Here is a 26,020-nt window from a genome sequence, read left to right as displayed (position 1 = left end):
GCATGGTGCGGCCAACACGCTATGGACGCGGCCATGCGCACCGCGACCATCGCCCGCAAGACGAGCGAAACCTCGATCGACGTGGCCGTCAACCTCGACGGCACCGGCCGCTACGCCGTCTCGACCGGAATCGGCTTTTTCGATCATATGCTCGAACAGCTTTCGCGCCATTCGCTGATCGATCTCGACGTGAAGACGGTGGGCGATCTCCATATCGACCAGCATCATACCGTCGAGGATACCGGCATCGCGGTGGGCGAGGCGATCGCCGAGGCACTGGGCGACAAGCGCGGCATCCGCCGTTACGGCGACGCGCTGAGCCCGATGGACGAGACGCTGACGCGCGTCGCGCTCGATATTTCGGGGCGGCCGTATCTCGTCTGGAAATGCGCGTTCTCGCAAAAACGACTCGGCGAGATGGATACCGAGATGTTCGAGCATTTCTTCCACAGCTTCGCGCAGGCCGCGGGGCTGACGCTCCACGTTGAGACGCTCCACGGCAAGAATAACCATCATATCGCCGAATCGGCGTTCAAGGGGCTGGCGCGCGCGTTGCGGACCGCGATCGAGATCGATCCGCGCAAGGCCGACTCGATTCCCTCGACCAAGGGGATGCTGTGATGGCGGACGCGTATCGGACCGACGGGCCGCTTTCGATCATCGTGCTGACCTATATCGCGCCGCTCGACGCGGTGGACGCGCAGTTGAAGGCGCATGTCGCCTGGCTTCGGGCCCGGTTCGACGACGGTGTGTTCCTGATCGCGGGGCGGCGCGATCCGCGCGTCGGCGGCGTCATCGTCGCGCACGGGGCCGCCGACAAGGTGGCCGAAGTCGCCGGGACCGATCCGTTCGTGACCAGCGGGGTCGCGACGGTCGAGGTGGTGCCGTTCAACGCCACCCTTGCCGCGCCGGAGATCGTCGGGCTGCTGGCATGACGATCGCGCTCGTCGATTACGGCGCGGGCAATCTCCATTCGGTCGCCAACGCGCTGCACGCCGCGGGCGCCGCCGACCTGATCGTCACCGCCGATCCCGATGCGGTGGCGCGCGCCGGGCGGATCGTGCTGCCCGGCGTCGGCGCGTTCGGGGCGTGCGCGGATGCCTTGCGCGCGATTCCCGGCATGATCGAGGCGCTCGACACCCGCGTGCGGGGCGAGGGCGTGCCGTTCCTGGGGGTGTGCGTCGGGATGCAGTTGATGGCGGAGCGCGGCGAAGAGCAGGGCCGCCACGACGGGCTCGGCTGGATCGCGGGGACGGTACGCGCGCTTGCCCCTGCCGACCGACGCGCCAAGGTGCCGCATATGGGTTGGAACGACGTGGTGCCGGTGGCCGATCACCCGCTGATCGTGCCTGGCGAGGCCTATTTCCTGCACGGCTACGCCTTCGCGGGCGAGAGCGTGCTCGCGGTGACCGACCATGACGGGCCGGTGACCGCCGCGATCGGGCGCGACAATATGCTGGGGGTGCAATTCCATCCCGAAAAGAGCCAGCGTTACGGGATCGCGTTGTTGGAAAGGTTTTTGGCATGGCGGCCGTGACGGCTCTCACCCTCACCCTTCCCACTCGCTCCGCGAGCGGGCCCCTTCCCTCTCCTATCGGGAGAGGGAAGGAGGCGCGCAGCGCCGGAAGGGTGAGGGCGAAAGGGCTTCTGCCATGAGCCTGATTGTCTTTCCCGCGATCGACCTCAAGCAGGGCAAGGTGGTGCGGCTGGCCGAGGGGGATATGGATCGGGCGACCGTCTATGGCGACGATCCGGTGGCGCAGGCGCTGGCCTTTGCGCGAGCCGGGGCGGGGTATCTGCACGTCGTCGATCTCGACGGAGCGTTCGCGGGCGGATCGGTCAATGGCGAGGTGGTTGCCGCGGTGGTCGCGGGGTTTCCGGGGCATGTCCAGCTCGGCGGCGGCATCCGCAGCCGCGCCGCGATCGAGCGCTGGTTCGATCTCGGCGTTTCGCGGGTGGTGATCGGCACCGCGGCGCTCAAGGACCCTGAACTGGTGCGCGCTGCCGCGCGCGATTTTCCGGGCGGGATCGTGGTCGCGGTCGATGCGCGCGACGGCATGGTCGCGACCGCGGGCTGGGCCGATGTGTCGGACGTGTCGGTGGTCGATATGGCGCGCCGGTTCGAGGATGCGGGCGTCGCGAGCCTGCTGTTCACCGATGTCGGGCGCGACGGACTGCTCAAGGGCGTCAATATCGAGGCGACGGTCGATCTGGCGCGCGCGACGGACCTGCCGGTGATCGCGAGCGGCGGGGTGGCGGGGATTTCGGACATCCATATGCTCGCGCTCCACGCGCGCGCCGGGATCGAAGGCGTGATCACGGGCCGGGCACTCTACGACGGCCGACTCGATCTGGCGGCGGCGCTGAGCGTGGCGGAGGCGGCGTGACTGCCCGCGTCGCCATAGCCGTGTTGGGCATCATATTGGCGGCCGTGTTCGGCGGGTCGCTTTTCTTTGGCTTGAAGACCGGGAAAATGCCGCTTGGGGGACTGTCGGTCTCTCGGGTGACCCAGCCAATCCTGTTTTGGTTGTCCGGTAGCGCTCTGTTGGCATGGACAATCTTTGGGACTTATCTTTTCCTTGCTGATATCCTGAAATGACCGTCCGCGCGCGCGTGATCCCGTGTCTTGACGTTGCCGATGGCCGCGTCGTCAAGGGCGTCAATTTCGTCGATCTCAAGGATGCGGGCGATCCGGTTGAGCAGGCGCGCGCCTATGACGCGGCGGGCGCGGACGAATTGTGCTTCCTCGACATCACCGCCACGCACGAGGCGCGCGGGACGATCATCGATGTGGTGCGGCGCACCGCCGAGGTGTGCTTCATGCCGCTGACCGTCGGCGGTGGGGTACGCAGCGCCGAGGACGCGCGCGCGCTGCTGCTGGCGGGGGCGGACAAGGTGGCGGTCAATTCGGCCGCCGTGGCGCGGCCCGAGGTGGTCGCCGAGATCGCCGATCGATTCGGCAGCCAGTGCTGCGTCGCGAGCGTTGATGCGCGGCGCGTGGGTGCGGGCTGGGAGGTGTTCACGCACGGCGGGCGGCGCGCGACGGGGATCGACGCGGTTGCGCACGCGCGGCGGCTGGCCGAGCTGGGGGCGGGCGAATTGCTCGTCACCTCGATGGACCGCGACGGGACGCGCGACGGCTATGACCTCGAGCTGATCCGCACGATCGCCGATTCGGTATCGGTGCCGGTGATCGCGAGCGGGGGCGTCGGCGGGCTCGACGATCTGGTCGCGGGGATTCGCGACGGCCATGCCAGCGCGGTGCTGGCGGCGTCGATCTTCCACTTCGGCGAGGCGAGCATCGCCGACGCGCACGCTGCGCTGGCGGCGGCGGGGATTGCGGTGCGGACGCCGGTGGCCTGAGGCCCGCCGGCGTTGGTGGCGCCGCGCCCTCTCGGAAATTGCCGTCACCCCGGACTTGTTCCGGGGTCCAACGCGCCTCAGGCGCTAGCGCTCGTGGAGGGTTGGATGCCGGAACAAGTCCGGCATGACGGGCTTCTACAGCACCGCCGCTGCCATCTGGCGAAAGGCGTCGGCGCCGTGCCCTCTCGGAAATTGCCGTCACCCCGGACTTGTTCCGGGGTCCAACGCGTCTCAGGCGCTAGCGCTGGTGGAGGGTTGGATGCCGGAACAAGTCCGGCATGACGGGCTTCTACAGCACCGCCGCTGCCATCTGGCGGAAGGCGTCGGCGCGGTGGCTGATCGCGTGTTTGGCGTCGGGGTCCATTTCGCCGAAGGTCTGGCCGCCGCCGTTGGGCAGGAAGACGGGATCGTAGCCGAACCCCTTGTCACCGCGCGGCGGCCAGACGAGCGCGCCGTCGACCCGGCCTTCGAACCATTCGACATGGCCGTCGGGCCAGGCGAGCGCGAGCGCGCAGACGAAATGCGCGTTGCGGCTGGCGTTGGGGCCGGCGTCGCCGAGCCGCGTCTCGACGCGGCGCATCGCTTCGTTGAAGTCGCGTCCGGTCTCGGTTTCGGCCCAGCGCGCCGAGAAGATGCCGGGTTCGCCATCGAGCGCGTCGACGGCGAGCCCGCTATCGTCGGCGAGCGCGGGCAGACCAGAGAGATCGGACGCCTGGCGCGCCTTCAATTCCGCATTGGCGACGAAGGTCGTGCCGGTTTCGTCGGGTTCGGGCAGGCCGAGCGCCTTGGCCGAGACCGTCTCGATGCCGTGGGGGGCGAGCAGGGCGCCGATCTCGCGCACCTTGCCTTCGTTGTGGCTGGCGATGACGAGCTTGCCGGGGGCGAGCTTGCGGATCGCCTGCGGTTGGGCGCCCTCGCCGCTCATGCCGAGAGCGCCTTGTCCTGCGCGCGGAAGATTTCGGTGCAGCCCATCCGCGCGAGCCTCAGCAGGCGCAGCAGGCTTTCCTCGTCATAGGTCGCGCCCTCGGCGGTGGCCTGCGCCTCGGCGATGTGGCCGTTTTCGAGCAGGACGAAATTGGCGTCGGCATCGGCGTTCGAATCCTCGTCGTAATCGAGGTCGAGCACCGGATCGCCCTTATAGATGCCGCACGAAACCGCCGCGACCTTTTGCCGGATCGGGTCGACGGTCAGCTTGCCTTCCTTGAGCAGGCCGTTGACGGCGAGCCGCAAGGCCACCCACGCCCCCGAGATCGAGGCGGTGCGCGTGCCGCCATCGGCCTGGATGACGTCGCAATCGAGCGTGATCTGGCGCTCACCGAGCAGCTTCAAATCGGTGACGGCGCGCAGCGAGCGGCCGATCAGCCGCTGGATTTCCTGCGTGCGGCCCGATTGCTTGCCCTTGGCCGCCTCGCGGCTGCCGCGGGTGTGCGTGGCGCGCGGAAGCATCCCATATTCGGCCGTCACCCAGCCCTCGCCCTTGCCGCGCAGCCACGGCGGCAGGCGTTCCTCGATGCTCGCGGTCACCAGCACGCGCGTGTCGCCGAAGCCGATCAGCACCGACCCTTCGGCATGGCGGGTGAAGTGCGGTTCGATCGTCACGGGGCGCATCTGGTCGGGCGCGCGGCCGGAAGGACGCATACGGGTCTCCTTATTGTGTCTCGTCTGCCACCTAGACGTGCCGAGCCCGACACGCCAGTCTCGGGCGTTCGTAACGCACGAAACCCGCAAGGAGGATCATATGCGTTCGATATTGTTGCTTGCCCCGCTGATCGCGCTCGCGGGCTGCGTCGCCGGCGGCAGTCCCGCGCCCACGCCGGGGGACAGCGCGACGATCACCTATGCGACGCAGCCGTGCTTCGGCGCCTGCCCAGTCTATACGGTGGCGGTGTCGCCCGATGGGCAGGGGGTGTTCACCGGCAAGCGCTTCACCGCGGTGACCGGCGAGCGGACGTTCACGGTGCCGCGCGACGCATACGATCGCTTCGCCGCCGCGCTTGCGCCCTATCGCCCCGAGAACGGCGAGGTGCGCTATGAGATGGGATCGGACAATTGCGGCATGGCGCCGACCGACCAGCCAAGCGCGGACGTCACCTGGACGAGCGTGACCGGGGCGAACGGCAAGCTGCATTTCTATTACGGGTGCGCGCGGGAGAACCCCGATCTGGCCGGCGCGTTGCGATCGGCGCCCGATCTGCTGCCGATCGGCGAGATGATCGGCAAGCGTTGAGCCGATCATACGCGTCATTCCCGCGAACGCGGGAACCCATCTTCCAACCGTTGCGCACGTCGAAACCTGAGGAGTTGGGTCCCCGCGTTCGCGGGGATGACGGATGAGGCGCAGGAGCGCTTCTTCCATCCACTACTCATAGCCCCTAGATGAACGGGATGCCGGCCTCGCCCATCACCGAACTCAACGATCGTGCGCGCGACGTCTTCCGGGCCGTGGTCGAGAGCTATATCGATTCGGGCGCGCCGGTGGGCTCGCGGACGATCTCGCAATTGTCGGGGCTTCATCTGTCGCCCGCGTCGATCCGCGGCGTGATGCAGGAGCTGGAGGAGCTGGGGCTGCTCGCGGCGCCTTATACCAGCGCGGGCCGGATGCCGACCGATACGGGATTGCGGCTGTTCGTCGACGGAATGATGCAGGCGCTCGAACCCTCGGCTGACGAGCGCGCCGCGATCGAGGCGCGGATCGAGCGCGGCAGCGGGCCGATCGAGGATGCGCTGGCGGCAACGACGGCGGCGCTTTCGGGGCTGTCGGCGTGCGCGGGGCTGGTGTTCGTCCCCAAGCGCGAGCTAGTGGTGCGCCAGTTCGCGTTCGTGGCGCTATCGCCCGAGCAGGCGATGGCGGTGATCGTCAGTGAGGACGGTTCGGTGGAGAACCGCGTCATCAATCTGCCACCCGGCATCAGCGCCGCCGCGCTCACCCAGGCGGGCAATTACATGAGCGCGATGCTTTCCGGGCTGACGCTGGGCGAGGCGCGGGCGCGGATCGGCCGCCAGATCGACGCCGAACGCGCCGCGCTCGACGATGCGGCGCGCGCGCTGATCGAACAGGGGCTCGCGGTGTGGAGCGAGGATGGCGACCGCCGCCCGGTGCTGATCGTGCGCGGGCAGGCGCGGCTGATCGACGATGCCGCCGCCGCCGATCTGGAGCGCGTGCGCGATCTGCTCGACGATCTCGAGGGCAAGCAGGAGATCGCCCGGCTGCTTGACAGCGCGCGCGAGGGCGATGCGACGCGTATCTTCATCGGTGCCGAAAACAAGCTGTTCGCGCTCTCGGGATCGTCGGTGATCGCCAAGCCCTTCCGCGGCGTCGATGGGCATGTGGTGGGCGTGGTCGGGGTGATCGGGCCGACGCGGTTGAACTATGCGCGGGTTGTGCCAATGGTGGATTTCACGGCGGCGACGCTCGCGAGATTGATGACGTAATGCTTGAAGACGGCACCGGCCCGCTTCCCTTGGGGGCGGGCCGGTGCCCGAATAACGAAGAGAAAGAGCAATGATCGAAGACGACAAGACCCCGGTGGCCGACGCCGAGGATATCGCCGAGACCCCAGCCGATGCCGAGCCCGCCGCCGCCGCGGACGGCTTTGCCGCGCTCGAGGATGAATTGGCCGAGGCCAAGCAGGCCGTGCTTTACGCGCAGGCCGAGGTGCTCAACGTGCGCCGCCGCGCGGAGAAGGAGACGGCCGACGCGCGCACCTATGCCGCGACCGGCTTCGCGCGCGACATCCTGTCGGTGTCGGACAATCTGATGCGCGGGCTTGCCGCCATCCCCGATGATCTGCGCAGCGACGACAAGATCAAGAGCCTGGTCGCGGGGCTGGAGGCGACCGCGCGCGAACTCGACTCGGTGTTCCAGCGCCACGGCATCAGCAAGATCGTCGCGCTGGGCGAAACGCTCGATCCCAACCGCCATCAGGCGATGCTCGAAGTGCCCACCGCCGATGCTGCGCCGGGGACGATCGTGCAGGAAATCCAGACCGGCTACATGATCCGCGACCGGCTGTTGCGGCCGGCGCTGGTGGGGGTTGCCAAGAAGCCCGACTGAGGTGGAGTTCGGAGGGGTTTGGACGAGCGCGCGTTCTATATCGTCATGCCGGACTTGTTCCGGCATCCAACCCTCCACGGGCGCTAGCGCGTGGGGCGCGTTGGATGCCGGAACAAGTCCGGGGTGACGGGTTTCGGGTGCTTAGAGTCTGTTTGAGAAATCGCGGAAGAGCGATTTCCGAGGTGGTGCCGGCCCGCTCCCCCACCCGGCCACCCAACGGCAGTATTCTATGGGTGGCCGGGTGGGGGAGCGGGCCGGTGCCGCAATGCGCCCGAAGGCGCATTCTCAAACGGGCGCCTACAGCATCTGGCGTTCGGTCTCGTTGCGGTGCTTTTTCAGGTATTTCATGAACGGCGTGCCGCCGGTGCCGATATTGGGGTCGTTGCCCGCGCCCGCCGGCGTCTGGTTGGCGATATAGGTCGCGGCGAAGCGCAGGTGCATCGTGCGGAACTCGGCGACGGCCTGGATTGCGGCGTTGAACGCATCCTTGAGCGAACCGCCCGCTTCGCGGGCGAAGGCGCGTAATGTGCTCGCGGCCGCGAGATCCTCGATGAAGGCGCGGTGGCGCGGCAGCCGGTAGCGATGGAGGTCTTCGAGGAAGGTGCGCAGCTCGTCGCGCTCGTGGGTGACGCCGAACAGCGCGTCCATCGCCGGCACGATCGAGCTTTGCGACCCCGTCTGCCCGCGCATCGCGATCGGCCGGTCGGCGAAACGGCCGACGCCTTCGTAGACCATTCCCTGCGGCAGCGCCGGATTGTCGTGCCAGCCGTTGAGATAGGGGCGGATGCGCGTGAAATAGAAGGTGGGATCGCACCGCTCGGTCATACGATCGAAAATGCCGCAGATCGCGCGCCACACGGTCGCGAGGTCGTGGAGCATCGCTTCGGCGGCAAGCGCATCGCGCGCGTCGGCGGCGTGCGTCAGCTCGACCGCGAGATCGAGCGCCGGGCCGGCGGCCGCCTCGATCGCGACATGCGTGAGCACGAACCCCGCCTCGTCCGATCCGCCTGCAAAATGCTGGTGCATCGCGATATTTTCGAACACGATCGGTTGGCGCTTGTCGATCCGCACCCAGTTATCGAGCACATAGCCCGCATAATTCATCACCGGCGGCACCCCGAGCGCGTCGGCGATGCCGACGAACGGCACCGCGAGATTGGCGGGCAGGCGGCGCGACGGCGCGCCCTCGCCCCAGACATAGGCCTGGGTCAGGAACGAATAGCGCACCATCGCCGCGATCAGCTCGGGCTCGCCGGCGCGCGCGAGAAAGGCGTCGATATCGGGCGTCGGCAGCCGATCGAGCCAGTGGCGGACGCGCCCGGTGGTGAGCAGATCGGGCAGCAACAGCCCCGCGGCTTCGACCTCGGCGAAATCGGCGGGCAGCGCGACCTCGTCGATCTCGTGCTGCGACAGGAAGCCCCGATCGGCCGCGAGGCCATAATGCGCGAGATCCTCGATCGCCATCGATGCCATATCCTATCATTTGCAACTAAGTGTAGCCGCGCGTCTATCGCGACGGCAGGGGGGCTGCCAACCGTCTGTCGCATGATTGACGCATCTCATTGACAGACGGCCGCTCTCGCCGCCACGGTCGGCAGCGTCGATGCCCACCGATCCGCTCCTCGTCGTGCCGTGACGGCATCGCCCGCCTTTCTCGCCGGCGGTGGCGACATGGGCGCGCGCATCCGTGGCTTCGACTGGGCGGCGACCTCGATCGGCCCACCCGAACGCTGGCCCACCGCATTGCGTGTCGCGGTCAACATCTGCCTGCATTCGAGCCTGCCGACCGCGATCTATTGGGGGCCGGAACTGCGCCTGATCTACAACGACGCCTGGGCGCCGATCCCGGCCGAGCGCCACCCCTGGGCGCTCGGCCGGCCCGCGCGCGAGGTGTGGCGCGATATCTGGGACGTGATCGCACCGCAGTTCGAGGGCGTGATCCGCACCGGCGAGGGCTTCGCCACGCTCGATCAGTTGCTGATGATGGAGCGCGGCGGAATGCCGTGCGAAACCTACTGGAACTACAGCTTCAGCCCGATTCGCGGCGACGACGGCGCCGTGCTGGGGGTCTTCAACCAGGGCACCGAGACCACCGCGAAGGTGCTCGCCGAGCGATCACACCGCGCCGAGCTGGCGCAGCTTTCGACGATGCTCGAACAGGCGCCGGGTGCGATCGCGCTACTGCACGGGCCGACCCATGTGTTCGACTTCGCCAACCGCGCCTATCTCGAGCTGATCGGGCGTGACGACATCGTCGGGCGCTCGGTCGCCGAGGTGCTGCCCGAGGTGGCCGAACAGGGCTTCGTCGCGCTGCTCGATCGCGTGTTTGCGACCGGAGAAGCCTATCGCGGCCATTCGGTTCCCGTCCGGCTCGCCCGCGACGGCGGTGAGGAGCGGCTGCTCGATTTCGTCTATCAGCCGACCCGCGACGCGCGCGGCGAGGTGTCTGGCATCTTCGTCGAGGCCACCGATTCGACCGAGCGCGCCCGCGCCGAGGCGGCACTGCGCGAGAGCGAGGAACGGCTCAAGCTCGCGCTCGAATCGTCGCGAATGATCGGGGTCTGGGATTGGGATGTGCCCGCCGCGCGTATCCGCAGCGACGAACGGTTCGCGCGGCTGTGCGGGCTCGATCCCGCGGCGGCGGCAGCGGGGGTGGCGGTAACCGAGGTGATGCGGCTGCTCCATCCCGACGATCTCGATCGGGTGCGCGCGGAGATTCGCGAGGTCTTCGCGACCGGCCGCGAATATTCGATCGAATATCGCGTCCGCGTCGAGGGTGGCCCCCGGCGCTGGATTCATGCCCGCGGCCGCTGCGCCTTCGGCAGCGACGGCACGCCGCAGCGTTTTGCCGGGGTCGCGATCGACATCACCGAACGCAAGGCCAACGAAGCCGCGCTGGTGGCGGCCAAGGAGGAGCGCGAATTCATCCTGCACCTCGCCGAGCGCCAGCGCATCGAGAGCGATGCCGGGGCGATCATGGCGCTCGGCGCCGAGGCGCTGGGGCGGCGGCTGGGGGCCGATCGAGCGGGGTTCCTGCGCATCGTCGACGGCGACCAGATCGCCTTCGGCATCGGCTGGAGCGACGGCAGCATTGCGCCGCTGGAGGGCCGGGCGCCGCTCGACGTGCTCGGCGGCGACCTGCGCCGCGGCGCGATCGCGGGCGCGACGCTCAAGTTCCGCGATTCGCGTGCCAGCGCGCGGTTCGCGGGCACGACGATCCCCGCATTGGGCATCATCTCGGGGGTCGGGGTGCCGCTGCTGCGCGAGGGCCGGTTCGATGGCGGCTTCTACGTCACGCAGGCAAGCCCGCGCGTGTGGACGCCGGGCGAGATCGCGCTGATCGAGGAAGTCGCGATCCTGAGCTGGGATGCGGTTGCGCGCGCCGATGCGCTGGCATCGCTGCGCGATCTCAACCGGGCGCTTGCCGGGGAGATCGAGGAGCGCACCGCCGAGCGCGACCGCATCTGGGACGTGAGCCAGGACATGCTGGGGATCGCCGGCGCGGACGGCATCTGGCTGAGCGTCAACCCCGCGTGGGAGCGGATGCTCGGCTGGACGCCCGACGAGATCATCGGGCGGACCTCCGAATGGCTCGAACATCCCGACGATCGCGATCGCACGCGCGACGAGGTGGCGCGGCTCGGGCAGGGCGCCGAGACGGTCGCGTTCGAGAACCGCTTCCGATCCAAGACGGACGGGTATCGCACGCTTTCCTGGAAGGCCGTGCTCGCCGACGGCCGGCTCTATACCACCGCGCGCGACGTGACCGCCGAGCGCGAACTGGGCGAGCAATTGCGCCAGGCGCAGAAGATGGAGGCGGTGGGGCAGCTTACCGGCGGCATCGCGCATGATTTCAACAATCTTCTCACCGGCATTTCAGGCGCGTTGGAGATGCTCGAATTGCGGCTGTCGCAAGGGCGCGCGGACGATCTGGCGCGCTATATCGGGGTCGCGCAGACGGCGACCGCACGCGCGGCCGCGCTCACCCACCGGTTGTTGGCCTTTTCGCGCCGCCAGCCGCTCGATCCGCACCCGATCAACATCGCGCGTCTGATCGCCGATATGGAGGATCTGGTGCGCCGGACGGTGGGGCCGTCGATCCTGGTCGAGATCGTCCATCCGGGCAATCTCTGGCCGATTCTGGCGGACGGCAACCAGCTCGAGAACGCGCTGCTCAACCTCGTGATCAACGCGCGCGATGCGATGCCGTCGGGCGGGCAACTCACGATCCGCACCGCATGCGTGCATTTCGACGGCAAGGAAGCGGCCGATCGCGCGCTCGAACCGGGGGATTATCTGGCGGTGAGCGTGTCCGATACCGGCACGGGGATGACCGCCGAGGTGCTCGATCATGTGTTCGAGCCTTTCTTCACGACCAAGGCGCAAGGCGCGGGCACCGGGCTGGGGCTATCGATGATCTACGGCTTCGTGCGCCAATCGCACGGGCAGCTTTCGATCGACAGCATTGTGGGCGAAGGAACGACGATCTGGATGTACCTGCCGCGCCACGATGGCCCGCTGGTCGATCCGGTGCCCGTTGTCGAGCCGCCGGCGCCGGCGGCGGGCGCAGGCGAAACGGTGCTGCTGGTCGACGACGATCCGATCGTGCGGCTGTTCGTCGGCGAACTGCTCGGCGAGCTGGGCTATGGCGCGATCGAGGCGTCCGACGGCGCGGCGGCGGTCGATTTGCTGCGATCGGATGTGCGCATCGATCTGCTCGTCACCGACATCGGGTTGTCGGGCGGCATGAATGGGCGCCAGGTCGCCGACGAGGCGCGCGCCAGCCGGCCTGATCTGCCGATCCTGTTCATCACCGGCTATGCCGATGCGGTGGCCGGCAACGATCCGCTCGAGGCCGGAATGGGGCTCGTCACCAAGCCGTTCACGATGGAGGTGCTGGGGCAGCGGATCAGGGAAATGCTCGATCGGGGCTGATCGCAGCCCATTCGGCGATGACATCGGGGTCGGTCTCGGCCGCATGGGCCGCGCGTTCGGTGAGGCTGCGCGCGCGATCGAGGCGCGCCAGCGCCCATACCGCCGCACCGCGCACGACGGGCGCGTCATCGTCGAGCAGCGCCGCGATCCGTGCGACGAACGCCGCATCGCCGCTATTGCCCGCCGCGATCAGCGCGTTGCGCACCATCCGGTCGCGGCCGATGCGCTTGATCGGCGAGCCGGCGAACACCTGGCGGAAAGCGGCATCGTCGAGCGCGAGCAGATCGGCGAGACGCGGCGCCGTCAGTTCGGCGCGCGGGGCGAAGGCGAGGTTGGCGTGCGCCGCCGCCGCGAACTTGTTCCACGGGCAGACCGCGAGGCAATCGTCGCAGCCGTAGATGCGGTTGCCGATATTTTCCCGGAATTCGGGCGGAATGGGGCCTTTGAGTTCGATCGTCAGATACGAAATGCAGCGCCGCGCATCGAGCTGATAGGGCGCGGGGAACGCATCGGTGGGGCAGGCGCGCTGGCAGGCGTCGCACGAGCCGCAAGTGTCGTGCCCCGGCGCGTCGGGCGTCAGCGCGAGCGTGGTATAGATCGCGCCGAGGAACAGCCAGCTTCCGTGCTCGCGGCTGACGAGATTGGTGTGCTTGCCCTGCCAGCCGAGCCCGGCGGCTTCGGAGAGCGGCTTTTCCATCACCGGTGCGGTATCGACGAACACCTTGAGATCGGTGCCCGGCGCCTCCGCCACCATCCACCGCGCGAGCGCCTTCAGCTTGCGCTTGATCAGGTCGTGATAGTCGCCGCCTTGCGCATAGACCGAGATGCGGCCGATGTCGGGCGCGCCGGCGAGCGCGAGCGGATCGGTGGCGGGGGCGTAGCTCATCCCGAGCGCGATCACCGAGCGGACCTCGGGCCACAGCCCTTCGGGCGCGGCGCGGTGGTGCGCGCGCTCCTCCATCCAGATCATGTCGCCGTGGCGGCCGTCGTCGAGCCATTGGCGCAGCCGCTCGCCCGCGGCAGGCGCGGCATCGGCGCGCGCGATCCCGCAGGCGACGAAGCCTTCGGCGCGGGCGTGTTCCTTCAAGCGCGATTCGAACGGGTTGTCTTGGGACACGTCTAACAGCTACCAGTTCGCAATGGGTTCGGTTCTCGGATTCTCTAGCTCGTTCGGCCGGCGAATTCATCCTCGCGGGCGAACGGCAATGGAGGCGCTTTCTGTCACATGATCTGGCGCTGAGCGCCACCGGGCTCGTCAAGAAATTCGGCGGGCGGCGCGTGGTCGACGGAGTCGACATCGCGGTGCCGAAGGGCGTGATCTACGGCGTGCTCGGCCCCAACGGCGCGGGCAAGACGACGACGCTCAGGATGCTGCTCGGCATCATCGAGCCCGACGACGGCGAGCGCGAGCTGCTCGGCTGCCGCCGCCCGCGCCAGGCGAGCGACCGGGTCGGCTATCTGCCCGAGGAACGCGGGCTCTACCCGGCGATGAAGGCGGCCGAGGCGATCGCCTTCATGGGCGCGCTGCGCGGGCTCGACTGGCGCACCGGGCGCAAGCGGGCACGCGAGATGCTTGCCGATGCCGGGCTGGCGGAGGCCGCCGACGAGAAGATCCGCAAGCTCTCCAAGGGGATGGCGCAGCTCGTCCAGTTGCTCGGCTCGGTGGTGCATCGGCCCGAATTGCTGGTGCTCGACGAACCCTTTTCGGGGCTCGATCCGGTCAATCAGGAGAAGCTCGAAAAGCTGATCCTCGCCGAGCGCGATCGCGGGGTGACGATCCTGTTTTCAACGCACGTCATGGCCCATGCCGAGCGGCTGTGTGATCGGCTGGCGATCATCGCGCGCGGCAAACGGCGCTTCGAGGGCACGGTCGCCGACGCGCGCGGGACGCTGCCGCTCCAGGTCCGCTACGTGCCGCACCATCCCGGCGAGGGGCTGCACGCGCTGCTGCCCGGTGACGCCATATCCGAAGGTGACGGCTGGCGGTTCACGATGCCGGGCGGAGGAATCGAGACATTGCTGTCGCGGCTGATCGACGCCGGACACGGCATATCGGGGCTGTCGATCGAGCGGCCGAGCCTGCACGACGCCTTCGTCCGCATCGTCGGGCGCGACGCGCTGGAGGACGCGGCATGAAGCGCAATATTCGCCAGACGCTGACGATCGCGCGACGCGATTTCATCGCCACCGTGTTCACCCCCACGTTCCTGATCTTCCTGTTCGCGCCGCTGATCATGGCGTCGTTCGGCGCGGCGGGTAGCTTCGGTGCGATGTCGATGGCCGAGGGCTCGGCGGATCGCAGCCGGATCGTCGCGATCGTGCCGGCGGATCAGGCCGCGCGGCTGCACGCGGTGGACGCGACGTTGCGCACCGTCTTCCGCGAGCCCGAAGCGCCGCCCGAATTGCGCATCGATACGCCGGCCGCGGACCCGGCGTCGCAGGCGCATGCGCTGTTCGATGCGCGCGATATCGAGGCGTCGGCGGTGCTCTACGGCCCGCTCGACCATCCGACGATCCTCTACGGCGCCCAAGGCGAGCGCACCGCCGATTACATGGCCGAACTCGCCGAACAGACGCTGCGCGCCGACCGGGCCGGCGGCGTCGCGCTGAGCAAGGCGACGCGGACGCAGATCGTGCGCACCAGCACCTCGGTATCGGGGCAGCATCAGGCGGCGTTCTTCACGGTGTTCGGCATCTTCCTGCTGACGGTGCTGCTCGCCGGGCAGGCGGTGGGCACGATGGCCGAGGAGCGCGCCAACAAGGTGATCGAGGTGCTTGCCGCCGCGGTGCCGCTCGAATCGGTGTTCGTCGGCAAATTGATCGGCATGTTCGGCGTGGCGATGGTGTTCATCGCCTTCTGGGGGACGATCGCGACGCAGATCGGCACCTTCCTGCCGCCCGAGGCGGTGCAGGCATTCAGCCAGATCGGCCCCGCGGTGGGCTTTCCGGTCTTCCTCGTCCTGTTTTTCGCTTATTTCACGATGGCGTACATGCTGCTGGGCGCGGTGTTCCTGGGGGTGGGGGCGCAGGCCTCGACGATCCGCGAGATCCAGATGCTGTCGCTGCCGATCACGATCCTGCAAGTCGCGATGTTCGGCTGGGCCTCGGCGGCGGCGTCGAGCCCCGGCACCTGGGTGGCGACCGCGGCGGAGATTTTCCCGCTTTCCTCGCCGTTCGCGATGGCGGCGCACGCGGCGAATTCGCCCGACCTGTGGCCGCATGCGCTGGCGCTGGCATGGCAGCTTTTGTGGGTATCGATCGTGATCTGGCTGAGCGCGGGCTGGTTCCGGCGCGGGGTGCTGCAATCGGGCGGCGGCAAGCGCGGGTTGTTTAAAAGCCGCACCGCCGGACGCATCGCCGATGCCGTCAGTAACATTCCCACTCCCTAGCTATTGACATTGATGTCAATTAGGATTGTGCTGGCGCAACAAGGAGAGGCAGCATGGCGACTCTGGCGAAAGACCAGCTTCACCCGGTCGATCCGCTCGACGTGAGCCGGTCCGAACTTTATCGCGACGACACCTGGCAGGAACCGTTCAGGACGCTGCGCGCGACCGCGCCGGTCCATTATACCGAACAGTCGGATTACGGCGCCTATTGGTCGGTCTCGACCTACAAGCCGATCGTCCATGTCGAATCGCTGCCCGAGATTTTCTCGTCCGAGGTGGGCGGCATCACGCTCGCCGATTTCCTGCCCGAATCGGACGTCAAGATGCCGATGTTCATCGCGCGCGACCGGCCGGTGCACACCGCGCAGCGCCGATCGGTGGCGCCTGCCTTCACCCCGTCGGAAATGGTCCGCATGTCGGACGATATCCGCCGCCGCACCGCCGAGGTGCTCGATACCTTGTCCGTGGGCGAGGCGTTCGACTGGGTCGATACGGTCTCGATCGAACTCACCACGCAGATGCTCGCGATCCTGTTCGATTTTCCGTGGGAGGATCGCCGCAAGCTGACCTTCTGGTCCGATTGGGCGGGCGATATCGAACTGGTCAAGAACGAGGACCTGCGCCAGCAGCGGCTGCAATATATGTTCGAATGCGGCGCCTATTTCCAGAATCTGTGGAACCAGAAAGTCGGCAAGGAGCCGACCCCCGACCTGATCTCGATGATGATCCATTCGGACGCGATGAGCCATATGGATCAATATGAATTCATCGGGAACCTGATCCTGCTGATCGTCGGCGGCAACGATACGACGCGCAACACGATGTCGGCTTATGCCTATGGATTGAGCCAGTTTCCCGACGAACGCGCGAAGCTGGAGAGCAATCCCGAACTGATCCCGAACGCGACGCAGGAGATCATCCGCTGGCAGACGCCGCTCGCGCACATGCGCCGCACCGCGACGCAGGATTACGAGCTTGAAGGCCAGACGATCCGCGAGGGCGACAAGCTCGCGCTGTGGTATCTCTCGGCCAATCGCGACGAGACCATGTTCGAGGATGCCGACTGGATCGTGGTCGATCGGCCTAACGCACGGCGGCATCTGGCATTCGGGCACGGCATCCACCGCTGCGTCGGCGCGCGGCTGGCCGAATTGCAGGTTACCATTCTGCTTGAGGAAATGGCCAAGCGCCGGCTGCGCGTGAACGTGATCGGGGCGCCGACGCGTGTGTCGGCGTGCTTCGTTCACGGCTATCGCAAGCTGCCGGTAGAATTGAGCCGGTATTGAGGCGGTCGACCTTAAGTCGTCACCCCGGACTGGTTCCGGGGTCTAACCCGCCTCAGGCGCTGGCGTTCGTTGAGCGTTGGACCCCGGAACCAGTCCGGGGTGACGAAAGGGGCGTCCATTCCTAAATTGGACGTACTCGTGAACGAGGGACGCCATGCAGAACCGTCGCACTTTCCTGACGCTGGCCGGGCTCGGCACGCTGGGCGCCGCGCTCGGTGCGTGCAGCCGGGCGGCGGAGGCTGCCGCCGGCTTTCCGGTCACCAAATCCGATGCCGAGTGGAAGCGGCAGCTTGGCAGCCAAGCTTATGCGGTGCTGCGCCACGCGGCGACCGAGCGGGCGTTTTCGAGCCCGCTCGACGACGAGCATCGTGCCGGCATCTTTGCGTGCAAGGGGTGCGGGCAGCCCCTTTATTCGTCGACGACCAAGTTCGACAGCGGCACCGGCTGGCCGAGTTTCTGGGCGCCGCTGCCGCAGGCGATCGGCACCAAGACAGACCACACGCTGATGCTGGCGCGGACCGAGGTGCATTGCGCACGCTGCGGCGGGCATCTCGGGCACGTCTTCAACGACGGGCCGAAGCCTACCGGCAAGCGCTATTGCATGAACGGCGTGGCGATGGTGTTCCGGCCGGGCAAGGCGTAGCGCGGCCTCGTCATGCCGGACTTGTTCCGGCATCCAACTTTCCACGAACGGTAGCGCTTGAGGCGCGTTGGACCCCGGAACAAGTCCGGGGTGACGGTAACAGGCGACGTAGTGCGCGCCTAGAAGCGCTGCGTTGCTGCCAGCGCGACGAGATTGGCCGATTTGGCGTCCTGCTGTGCGATCGTCACCGCGGCGTCGAGCGTGTCGCCGTCGTCCGCCGATGCGGCGTTCGCGTAGATGAAGCCCTTGGTGGGATAGACGCTGGTGCCGAGATCGCCGATCGGGCCGTACCAGACCTTGACCTCGCTCCAGTCGCCCGCCGGCGAGACGTCGACCGCGCGGACGTCGGTTTCGACGCGGCCGGGGCGCGACCAATTGGCGTGGGTGAGCAGGACTTCGCGGTCGCTGACGATCTTCGAGACCATCGCGACATGGCCAAGCCGCATCTTGCCGTGCGAGGCGAAGGCGAGGACGGCGCCTTCCCTGGGCTCATGCCCGCGCTCGTAATGGCCCTTGGCCTTGCCCCACCAGGTGTTGGCGTTGCCGTGGATGTCGATGCCGGAAATCTTGCGGGCGTAGGTGACGCACTGCCAGAATTGCGCGAAGGCGGGCGTTGCGGTCATCAGGCTGCACGCGGTGACGAGCGCAAAACGCGCTGCGAATTTTCCGAATGTCATGCGACCCCCGCTGGCCCCGGCTTCGTTGTGGAAGCCTGCTAAGCAGGTCGCGGGGCGGGGGAAAACCCCCGCATTTACTCATTGGGAACCTTTTCCGACGAACCGTGTTGCGCGGCCGGTGATCGGAAGCCCAAACCTCATTTAGTTGCGTCGGCGCCCTTCCACCCCACGATCTTGTCGATGGTTCCCACCGTGAGCGGATGATAGCCGGGCCGGGCCTTGGCATAGAGTCGCCGCGCCACCGCCGGCCCCCAGCCGGGCTGATCCATCAGATCGGCGAACAGCGGCGCGACGAACTTGCGGCGGCCCTGGCTGGTGAGGAAATCCTCGGCCGACGCCCCGGCGGGCGGATAATGGTTGGCGATCGCCAGTTCGAGCCACGCGAAGCGAATCTCGCTGTTGCCGGTGGTCGACCAGTGGAAGGCGGCGTCCAGCGTCGCGAGCTTCGCGTTGCCGATGTCGCGCGGGAGCTGGTTGATGAAGCGCAGAATCTCCTGCGTCGAGACGCCGCGCGGCGCCTGCGCGATGTCGCCCGTCGCCGCGAAGGTCGCCGCGGCCTTGTCGATGGGCACGAACGCGGTCGATTTCACATGCACCGCATTGGCCGGAATGCCCGGCTGGTAGACCCATTGATCGAGCCCGATCTTCTGCGCGGTCGCGGCGTCGTTCTTGAACAGGTTGGCGCGCAGGTCGGCGAGGAAGCCCGCGCTGGTCTGCGGCTGGAAGGCGTGGCGATCGAAATAGGCCTTCAGATAGGCGTCCCATTTCTCGCGGCCGACCGCCTGCTCGATCGTGCGCAGGAAGGTCGCGCCCTTGTCATAGGCAATCTGGCCGGTCGCGGTGTCGGGGTCCATGTCGGGGGTCAGGTCGAGATGGAGCTGGGTGAGCTTGGAGGTGGGGCCGCCGGCCTCGTCGACCGCCTGTTCCATGTCGGTCCACAGCAGATCGGCCTCCATCGCCGCGCGCTCGGGGCCGTAGACGCGCTCGATGATGCGGTTCTCGGCATAAGTGGTGAAGCCCTCGTTGAGCCAGAAATCGTCCCAGGTCGCGTTGGTGACGAGGTTGCCCGACCAGCTATGCGCGAGTTCGTGCGCGATCACGCTGACGAGGCTCTTGTCGCCCGCGATGATCGTCGGCGTCGCGAAGGTCAGCGTGGGGTTTTCCATGCCCCCGTAAGGGAAGCTGGGCGGCAGCACGAGCACGTCGTAGCGGCCCCAGCGATAGGGGCCGTACAATTCCTCGGCGGCTTCCATGAACTTGCCGAGATCGGCGAATTCGGCCGCGGCCTTGTCGACCATCGCGGGTTCGGACCACACCCCCATCGTGTCGTCGATCGCCTTGAAGCGCAGATCGCCGATCGCCATCGCGATCAGATAGGGCGCGACGGGCTTGTCCATCCCGAAGCTGAAGGTGCGGCGATTGCCGGGCGCGGTTTCGCCTAGCGTCGATTGCGATTCGCCGCTCATCACCGCGGTCAGCCCGTCGGGAACGGTGATCCGTGCCTCCCAGGTCTGGCGGATGCCGGGTGAATCCTGCGTTGGAATCCAGGTGCGGTTGAGGATCGCTTCGCCTTGCGTGAACAGATAGGGCTTCTTCTTGCCGAGCGTCTGTTCGGGCGCCATCCATTGCAAAGCGGTGGCATCGGGCGCGCTTTCGTAGGCGATGACGATCCGCCGCGCGCCGCCGAGCTGGATGGTGAGCGGCGCGCCGTGGATCGGATCGCGCGCGCCGACCTGATAGGCGAGCGCCTTGCCGTTCGCATCGGTGATGCCCTTGATGACCAGCCCGTTATCGTCGAGCACGATCTTCTGCGCGTCCCTCGCGGTGGCGATGTCGAGCGTCGCGGTGCCCGACAGCACATGGGCGTCGAAATCGGCGGCGAGATCGAGCGCGACGTGGGTGACGCGCGCTTCGAGCGGATTGGCGTAGCTGTTGACGTCCTTGCCCTCGGGCGTGGCGAGGATCGCCGGCGCGGCCGCGGTGGCGGCCTTGGTCGCGCTGTCGTTGGCGGGGCCGCACGCGGCGAGCATCGCGGCGGCGGTGAGAAAGGCGATCGAACGCAAGGCCATCATCATCATCCTGATATCGGCTGGGATGATGCGAGCCTAGGCGCATCGTGAGGGTGAGAAAAGTGGAGGTCGGTCGCCCTCACCCTTCCCACTCGGCTGCGCCGAGCGGGCCCCTTCCCTCTCCCAGTGGGAGAGGGAGGGAGAATCGAAGATGCGGAAGGGTGAGGGCGACCGGGCGCTATTGTTTGCCCAGCCACGCCTCGCGAAACGTCTTCTGTGCCGCCGTCAGCGTACCGCCGACCGCTTCGGTGGCCACTACCTCCAGCGTCGGATCGGCGACGGCCTTGAGCGTCGCGGTGCGTTCGCCGGTGCGGTTGCGATAGACGAGCCTCGCCTCCTGTCCCGGCTTGAGCGCGGCAAGCGCCTTGTTCCACGCGTCGGCGCTCGCGAGCGCGGCGCCGTCGAGGCTGACGAGCATGTCGCCTTTGTCTATCCCTGCCTTGTAGAGCGGGCTGTCGGGGAGCGGGATTTGATCGAGCGTCAGCGTGTCTCCCGCCATCGTGGCCCGGCTCGCGCCCAGCCAACCGTGTTGCGGGTTGGCGGCGCGCAGCACCAGCCCCGCTTGCGCGAGCAGCGGTGCGAAATCCGGTAGCGCGCTGCCCCGGATCGAGGCGTCGAAAAAGGTTTTGGCGAACGCGGGGTCGCCGGTCAGTTCGGCGAGCCCGGCTTGCAGATCCTCGGGCGTGTAGGGCTTGGCGGGGGCGTAATCGACCTGCGCCGCGCCGTTGCGCTGCCACATATGGCGCATGTAATCGTCGAGGCTGAGCTTGTAGCGTTCACGCAGCGTCAGATCGAGCGCGAGGCCGATGATCGCGCCATACGGATAATAGGATGTGAAGATATTGCCGTTGACCGGATCGATCGCGGTCGCGGCGTCGACGAAGGGCGCGCGCAGGCTCATTTCCTGCGGCGAGCCATAGGCCCGGCCGGGTGCGTTGACGACGTAGTTGAGCGTGGCGCCGAGCGTCTTGAGATAGTCGTCGAGGCTGCTTTCGCCCGCGCGGTGGATGAGGAGCGGGCCGTAATATTGGGTGAAGCCTTCGGCGAACCACAGCGAGCGCGTCGAATCGGCCTGCGTATAATCGAACGGCTCTAGCCCTGCGGGGCGCAGCCGCTCGACGTTCCAGGCGTGGATATATTCGTGGCTCAGCGTGTCGATCTGGCCGAAATCCGCCGCCTTCAAGGAGCGCGGCTGGCTGATCATCGTCGAGTTGCGATGCTCCATCCCGTCGCCCGAAATCTGCGGCATGTAATCGGCGATGAAAGTGTAGGTGCCGAAATCGAGTGGGGGCGGGCCGCCGAATACCTTGTTGTGCTCGGCGACGACTGCCTTGGCCATGCCGACGAAGCGATCGATATCGGCGTCGTCGTCCTGGCTGTGGATCGCGAGGCGGAAGGTGTAATCCTTGCCGCCCGGGCCGGGCACCTGCCAGGTGCGCAGCGCGAAATCCGAAAGCTCGGTGGGGCTGTCCATGAAATACTGGAAATTGGGCGCCCAGAAGGTGTTGGCGGCGCCGGTCGCTGCGGGCATTTGGGTCGCGATCTTCCAGTCGGGGTGCAAGGGATGGAAGGTCACGCGGATCGGGCGATCGTCATAGCCCACCGCCCACATGAAGGTCGCCGGCATGTTGAGATGCGCGTGGGTGAGGTCGATCTGGGCATAGGTGCCGTCGCCGCGATCGCCGTAGAGCGTGTATCGAATCGTCACGGTGCCGTCGTGATCGGCGACCGTCCAGCTATACGGATCGCGGCGGGTGATCGGCACCGCCTTGCCCGCGCTGTCGGTCGCGGTGACCGAATAGACGTTCTTGGCGAATTCGTGGACGGCGTAGCGCCCCGGCGATGAGCGGGCCATGCGGAAGGTGACCGGGCCGGGCTTGAGATCGCGATAGGTGACGCTGATCCGCGCCTCGTGATGCGCGGCATTATCGAAGCGGACGTCGTAGCGGATGGGGGCGTTCGGCCCCGGATCGCGTGCGGGAGCCTGCGCTTGTGCCGTCCCCGCCATCAGCGCGAGGACCGTCCCCGCCAGAATATGCCGCTTCATATATCCCCCGTTTTGCTTCTCCGAACCGTCATAGGCGCGTGCGACACCGGGGGTCCAGAGCGGGGCCGGAAGGCGGCTTTACCAGACGATAAATACGATTTATTCTGTTTTCGTATCAAACAGAGATGCGGCGATGCCCGCACGAAACAGGGAGGCGCGCGTGCCGAGGCAGAACCAGGGATCCATGTTCACGCGCCGTCGGCTGCTGAAAGGCAGCGCGCAGGCGGCCGCGGTGGCGGCGGCGACCGCGCTGATGCCGCCCAATGTGCAGAAATTGCTCGCCGCCGGGGTCAAGCGTGCGCCGTCGCTCCACGACATCAAGCACGTCGTGCTGCTGATGCAGGAAAACCGCTCGTTCGACCATTATTTCGGCATGCTGCCCGGCGTGCGCGGGTTCGGTGACCGGGACGCGCTGACGCTGTCGACGGGCAGAAGCGTCTTCCACCAGCCCGATTCCGCGAGCCCCGACGGCTATCTGTTGCCCTTCCACCTCGACAGCTTCACGACGGCCGCGCAGGCGATCCCGTCGACCAGCCACGAATGGTCGGTGCAGCATCAGGCGTGGAACGGCGGTAAGATGGACCAGTGGCTGCCCGCGCATCGCGGCGCGGACGGCGTCAACGGCCCCTATACGATGGGTTATTTCGGCCGCGCGGATATCCCCTTCCATTATGCGCTCGCCGAGGCGTTCACGGTCTGCGACGCGTATCACTGCTCGGTGATGGGGCCGACGCGCCCCAACCGCCTCTACTGGATGACGGGGATGATCGATCCCGAGGGGCGACACGGCGGGCCGATCACCAAGAATTCGCAGATGACGCCGGGGTCGCTAAGCTGGACCACCTATCCCGAGCGGCTGGAACAGGCCGGGGTGAGCTGGAAAGTCTATCAGCACGCGACCGAAGGCTTCGCGTTCAACATGTTGCGCGGTTTCCGCCAGTTCGCGGACGCGCCCGTGACCTCGCCGCTCTACCGCAAGGCGATGCAGATCGTGTCCGACGGGCAGTTCGAATATGACGCGATCAACGACCGGCTGCCCGCGGTCTCGTGGCTATGCCCGACCAACGAAGGTTCGGAACATCCCAAATACTCGCCCGCCGCCGGTGCCGAGTTCATCGCGAGCAAGCTCGATGCGATCGCGGCCAATCCCGACGTGTGGGCCAAGACCGCGTTCATCCTGTGCTACGACGAGAATGACGGGCTGTTCGATCACGTGCCGCCGCCGGTGCCGCCCGCGGGCACGCCGGGCGAGTTCGTCGGCGGCCTGCCGATCGGCGGCGGTTTTCGCGTGCCGTGCATCGTGATCTCGCCGTGGACGGCGGGCGGCTGGGTGTGCAGCGAGCCGTTCGACCATAGCTCGATCCTGCGCTTCCTCGAGGCGTTTACCGGGGTGCGCGAGCCCAACATCACCGGCTGGCGGCGCCGGACCTTCGGCGACATGACGCGCGCCTTCCGCTTCGGCGACCGCCCCGCGCCCCCGCCGGGCCTGCCCGACACCAGTGGCGCGCTCCACCTCGCGCGCTATGCCGAGGCGAACCTGCCGCTGCCGCCGATCCCGACGACAGGGCAAAAGGCGCCCGAGCAGGAGAAGGGGACGCTCAAACGGGTGGATTGAGCGAGGAGCCCGGATGGCAGCGCGCGCGGAAGCCGAGGGTCGCCGCACGCGGGATCGCGAGGGAAGGTGGGAATGTTGGCATGGGAGCGCCCTCGCTGCTACGCTCGACATGAGCGTGGAGAGAAACCGTGCCCTTCCTTCTGATAATGGCCGCTGTCACAAGATGCGCCTCCCCTCAGCTATGTCCGAGCGATCAGGAGATTATGGCCGCAGTGAAAGCGTGGGATGATGATCTCGTCTACGCTCTGTCCGCCCAGGCTTCCGTCGACCATCCCGACGAGATCACCATGATTCACACCATGCTGATCGACGGGGTTTCGGACGTGATCTGCGGCGACGCGCTTCCGGGTGATTCACCGATGGTGACGTGCCGGTTCACGATTCGCTACGGGACCAGAAATTCCTATCAGGTTGCCCGCTTGCAGAAGAAGGATGGCGGATGGGTAATCGACGACGCGCTAGTCGTAACTCGCGATCGCCGTTGATGCCGGGTGCGCATGGGCCATCGGCGCGGCCGGAGGCTCGCCGTTAGCGGAATAGCACCTGATCGCCCCCCGGCGGGCGCGGCAGTCGTTTAGTTTGCTGGCGCGGCCGATTACCTGCATGTTCGGCACGCTTTCGGTTCGCGAAGGGGGGCGGGCATGCAGGACACCTCATTCTGGCGCTGGCTGTTTTCGGCAGCGCGGCTGACGATCGCGGCGCTGTGCGTGCTGGCGACGATGGCGGTGATACGCTGGCTGGTTGTCACGCGCGGGCCGGGTTTCGACCTTAAGCCGCTGACCACGCCCGATCTGATCTCGATCGCGGCTGGGGCGATCGCACTGGCCGCGTTCCTTGTCGCCTTCTGGTTCAACCGCGGCGCGCGGGCGGATGGGGCGCGGATCGAAAAATCCAACGCCTATCTCAACCTCGAAATCGCATCGAGCGAGGTGTTCAAATACGAAGCGGAGATGGAGGCGCGTCTTCACCCCTATCGCACCGTCTATGCCGCGCCCGCCGAGCGCGCGCGGCTGGCCGCGATGCCGGATGCCAAGATCGCCTACAATCTCTATTTCCAGACGCTCAACCTGTTCGAAATCTGTGCCCGCTTTCGCCGCCAGAACATCATCGAGCACCAGGTTTTCGCCAGTTGGGTCGCGTGGTTCTACGATACGCTCGACGATTGGTATTTCCGCGAGATGTGGGAGGATTTCCGCTGCAACTATACCGATGACGTGCGCGACATCTTCGACCTTGGCAGCGCGATCTTCGCCGCCCATGGAGAAAGCGCGCCCGCCCGTGCGGCGGACGAGGAAGAACGCGACCGCGCCCGCAAGCAGGCCTTTTACGAGGCCGTGGCCGGCCACATGCAATGTACGGAGATCGGACGATGGCTGAGCAAGACGAGCGAAAGGGCGGTCGAGGCGCCGGTGCTGCGCGGCCCGCTGATGCGCGCGTTGATCTCCTTTGGGATCGTAGCCCCGCCACCGCCGAAGCGGTTGCCCGTTTCTTCGCCCACACGATCGGCGGGGACGCCCGATACATAAGCCACGGCGAAATCCAGGGCGGGCTGAGCGACGACGGCGTCACCTGGCGCCGCGATCTGGAAAGCCGTTTCGTCGAGGATCTGCGCGACCCGGGCGATGAAACCGGCTTGCTCGTGGCGCGCGGGGCCGACGGCACGCTGGTCGGCGCCGCGATCGTCGAATGGACCATCGGCCGCCGCACGCGCTTCGCGACGCTGGCCGATCTCTCGATCGAGCCGGCGCAGCGATCGTCCGGGCTGGGCGCGCGGATGGTGGCGGAAATCGACCGCGAAGCCCGCCGCCGCGGCATGCAATGGATTTTCCTCGAAAGCGGCAAGGACAATTGTCGCGCGCATGCCTTCTTCGAACGTCAGGCTTTCCACGAAATCTCGCACGTCTTCGGGAAGGCGTTGACCTGAACGTCGGCCGGTTCGGTT

General features: G+C 67.2%; 25 protein-coding genes. 18 read left to right on the top strand and 7 right to left on the bottom strand.

The window, feature by feature from the left end; translation table 11 throughout:
• Positions 1 to 33 precede the first annotated feature (33 nt).
• The 6 genes from hisB to hisF all read left to right on the top strand — a co-directional run bounded on the left by hisB (position 34) and on the right by hisF (position 3,363).
• On the top strand, positions 34 to 621 hold the full coding sequence (gene hisB, locus DFR49_RS17785) for an imidazoleglycerol-phosphate dehydratase HisB (RefSeq protein ID WP_119037295.1): 588 nt from the start codon (positions 34 to 36) through the stop codon (positions 619 to 621).
• Positions 621 to 935, top strand: coding sequence for a YciI family protein (locus tag DFR49_RS17780; RefSeq protein WP_119036997.1), 315 nt, complete (start codon positions 621 to 623; stop codon positions 933 to 935). The genes hisB and DFR49_RS17780 overlap by 1 nt, the downstream gene beginning before the upstream one ends.
• The gene (gene hisH, locus DFR49_RS17775) at positions 932 to 1,537 is read left to right on the top strand and encodes an imidazole glycerol phosphate synthase subunit HisH (RefSeq protein ID WP_119036996.1); all 606 of its coding nucleotides are present in this window, start codon (positions 932 to 934) and stop codon (positions 1,535 to 1,537) included. The genes DFR49_RS17780 and hisH overlap by 4 nt, the downstream gene beginning before the upstream one ends.
• Positions 1,538 to 1,652: 115 nt before the next feature.
• Positions 1,653 to 2,387, top strand: a complete 735-nt coding sequence (gene hisA / locus DFR49_RS17770) for a 1-(5-phosphoribosyl)-5-[(5-phosphoribosylamino)methylideneamino]imidazole-4-carboxamide isomerase (RefSeq protein WP_119036995.1) — start codon at positions 1,653 to 1,655, stop codon at positions 2,385 to 2,387.
• Complete coding sequence (locus tag DFR49_RS17765) at positions 2,384 to 2,599, top strand: hypothetical protein (RefSeq protein ID WP_119036994.1); 216 nt, start codon at positions 2,384 to 2,386, stop codon at positions 2,597 to 2,599. Before hisA ends, DFR49_RS17765 begins: the two co-directional genes overlap by 4 nt.
• Positions 2,596 to 3,363, top strand: a complete 768-nt coding sequence (hisF, locus tag DFR49_RS17760; protein ID WP_119036993.1) for an imidazole glycerol phosphate synthase subunit HisF — start codon at positions 2,596 to 2,598, stop codon at positions 3,361 to 3,363. Before DFR49_RS17765 ends, hisF begins: the two co-directional genes overlap by 4 nt.
• Positions 3,364 to 3,652: 289 nt before the next feature.
• Here hisF and rdgB read toward each other — a convergent pair whose 3' ends face one another.
• Entirely contained in the window at positions 3,653 to 4,288 is a 636-nt protein-coding gene (gene rdgB, locus DFR49_RS17755) for an RdgB/HAM1 family non-canonical purine NTP pyrophosphatase (RefSeq protein ID WP_119036992.1), read from the bottom strand.
• Complete coding sequence (gene rph / locus DFR49_RS17750; RefSeq protein WP_119036991.1) at positions 4,285 to 5,001, bottom strand: ribonuclease PH; 717 nt, start codon at positions 4,999 to 5,001, stop codon at positions 4,285 to 4,287. Before rph ends, rdgB begins: the two co-directional genes overlap by 4 nt.
• Positions 5,002 to 5,101: 100 nt before the next feature.
• Here rph and DFR49_RS17745 point away from each other — a divergent pair, with 100 nt between their 5' ends.
• The 3 genes from DFR49_RS17745 (at position 5,102) to grpE (ending at position 7,417) form a co-directional block, all read left to right on the top strand.
• A complete protein-coding gene (locus DFR49_RS17745; protein WP_119036990.1) occupies positions 5,102 to 5,590 on the top strand; it encodes a DUF6438 domain-containing protein in 489 nt (162 codons plus the stop codon).
• Between the two features lie 158 nt (positions 5,591 to 5,748).
• Positions 5,749 to 6,795, top strand: a complete 1,047-nt coding sequence (gene hrcA, locus DFR49_RS17740) for a heat-inducible transcriptional repressor HrcA (protein WP_119037294.1) — start codon at positions 5,749 to 5,751, stop codon at positions 6,793 to 6,795.
• 70 nt (positions 6,796 to 6,865) lie between these two features.
• Positions 6,866 to 7,417 (top strand): nucleotide exchange factor GrpE, encoded by a 552-nt coding sequence (grpE, locus tag DFR49_RS17735; protein ID WP_119036989.1) that lies wholly within the window; start codon positions 6,866 to 6,868, stop codon positions 7,415 to 7,417.
• Positions 7,418 to 7,714: 297 nt separating this feature from the next.
• On the opposite strand, the gene DFR49_RS17730 is transcribed toward grpE, so the two are convergent.
• Positions 7,715 to 8,890, bottom strand: coding sequence for an indoleamine 2,3-dioxygenase (locus DFR49_RS17730; protein WP_245968620.1), 1,176 nt, complete (start codon positions 8,888 to 8,890; stop codon positions 7,715 to 7,717).
• 159 nt (positions 8,891 to 9,049) lie between these two features.
• Here DFR49_RS17730 and DFR49_RS17725 point away from each other — a divergent pair, with 159 nt between their 5' ends.
• Entirely contained in the window at positions 9,050 to 12,352 is a 3,303-nt protein-coding gene (locus tag DFR49_RS17725) for a PAS domain S-box protein (protein WP_147373726.1), read from the top strand.
• Here the strand turns inward: DFR49_RS17725 and queG are convergent.
• Entirely contained in the window at positions 12,327 to 13,469 is a 1,143-nt protein-coding gene (gene queG, locus DFR49_RS17720) for a tRNA epoxyqueuosine(34) reductase QueG (RefSeq protein WP_119036987.1), read from the bottom strand. The genes DFR49_RS17725 and queG overlap by 26 nt on opposite strands.
• A 161-nt stretch (positions 13,470 to 13,630) precedes the next feature.
• Between queG and DFR49_RS17715 the strand changes: the two genes are divergently transcribed.
• From DFR49_RS17715 to msrB, 4 genes are all read left to right on the top strand, one after another.
• Positions 13,631 to 14,488: an ABC transporter ATP-binding protein gene (locus DFR49_RS17715; RefSeq protein ID WP_425454958.1), complete on the top strand. Its 858-nt coding sequence runs from the start codon at positions 13,631 to 13,633 to the stop codon at positions 14,486 to 14,488.
• Positions 14,485 to 15,741 (top strand): ABC transporter permease, encoded by a 1,257-nt coding sequence (locus tag DFR49_RS17710; protein WP_119036985.1) that lies wholly within the window; start codon positions 14,485 to 14,487, stop codon positions 15,739 to 15,741. Before DFR49_RS17715 ends, DFR49_RS17710 begins: the two co-directional genes overlap by 4 nt.
• Before the next feature lie 53 nt (positions 15,742 to 15,794).
• Complete coding sequence (locus DFR49_RS17705; RefSeq protein ID WP_119036984.1) at positions 15,795 to 17,027, top strand: cytochrome P450; 1,233 nt, start codon at positions 15,795 to 15,797, stop codon at positions 17,025 to 17,027.
• A gap of 154 nt (positions 17,028 to 17,181) precedes the next feature.
• On the top strand, positions 17,182 to 17,670 hold the full coding sequence (gene msrB / locus DFR49_RS17700) for a peptide-methionine (R)-S-oxide reductase MsrB (protein ID WP_119036983.1): 489 nt from the start codon (positions 17,182 to 17,184) through the stop codon (positions 17,668 to 17,670).
• A 119-nt stretch (positions 17,671 to 17,789) separates the two neighbouring features.
• Here the strand turns inward: msrB and DFR49_RS17695 are convergent, their stop codons facing one another.
• From DFR49_RS17695 to DFR49_RS17685, 3 genes are all read right to left on the bottom strand, one after another.
• Positions 17,790 to 18,347: a CHAP domain-containing protein gene (locus DFR49_RS17695; RefSeq protein ID WP_119036982.1), complete on the bottom strand. Its 558-nt coding sequence runs from the start codon at positions 18,345 to 18,347 to the stop codon at positions 17,790 to 17,792.
• A 137-nt stretch (positions 18,348 to 18,484) separates the two neighbouring features.
• A complete protein-coding gene (locus DFR49_RS17690; RefSeq protein WP_245968619.1) occupies positions 18,485 to 20,416 on the bottom strand; it encodes a M1 family metallopeptidase in 1,932 nt (643 codons plus the stop codon).
• Positions 20,417 to 20,594: 178 nt separating this feature from the next.
• On the bottom strand, positions 20,595 to 22,463 hold the full coding sequence (locus tag DFR49_RS17685) for a M61 family metallopeptidase (RefSeq protein WP_119036981.1): 1,869 nt from the start codon (positions 22,461 to 22,463) through the stop codon (positions 20,595 to 20,597).
• Between the two features lie 184 nt (positions 22,464 to 22,647).
• Between DFR49_RS17685 and DFR49_RS17680 the strand changes: the two genes are divergently transcribed.
• The 4 genes from DFR49_RS17680 (at position 22,648) to DFR49_RS17670 (ending at position 26,002) form a co-directional block, all read left to right on the top strand.
• Positions 22,648 to 24,078 carry an alkaline phosphatase family protein gene (locus DFR49_RS17680; protein ID WP_119037291.1) on the top strand — a complete coding sequence of 477 codons (1,431 nt, stop codon included), beginning with the start codon at positions 22,648 to 22,650 and terminating at the stop codon, positions 24,076 to 24,078.
• 203 nt (positions 24,079 to 24,281) lie between these two features.
• Positions 24,282 to 24,563: a hypothetical protein gene (locus DFR49_RS17675; RefSeq protein WP_119036980.1), complete on the top strand. Its 282-nt coding sequence runs from the start codon at positions 24,282 to 24,284 to the stop codon at positions 24,561 to 24,563.
• A gap of 156 nt (positions 24,564 to 24,719) precedes the next feature.
• Positions 24,720 to 25,604, top strand: a complete 885-nt coding sequence (locus DFR49_RS22295; RefSeq protein ID WP_245968618.1) for a hypothetical protein — start codon at positions 24,720 to 24,722, stop codon at positions 25,602 to 25,604.
• Positions 25,580 to 26,002: a GNAT family N-acetyltransferase gene (locus DFR49_RS17670; protein WP_245968647.1), complete on the top strand. Its 423-nt coding sequence runs from the start codon at positions 25,580 to 25,582 to the stop codon at positions 26,000 to 26,002. Before DFR49_RS22295 ends, DFR49_RS17670 begins: the two co-directional genes overlap by 25 nt.
• Positions 26,003 to 26,020: the final 18 nt, after the last annotated feature.

The organism is Hephaestia caeni, assembly GCF_003550065.1.
Classification (GTDB): Bacteria; Pseudomonadota; Alphaproteobacteria; order Sphingomonadales; family Sphingomonadaceae; genus Sphingomonas; species Sphingomonas caeni_A.
This window is presented reverse-complemented; position numbering and strand designations above follow the sequence as displayed.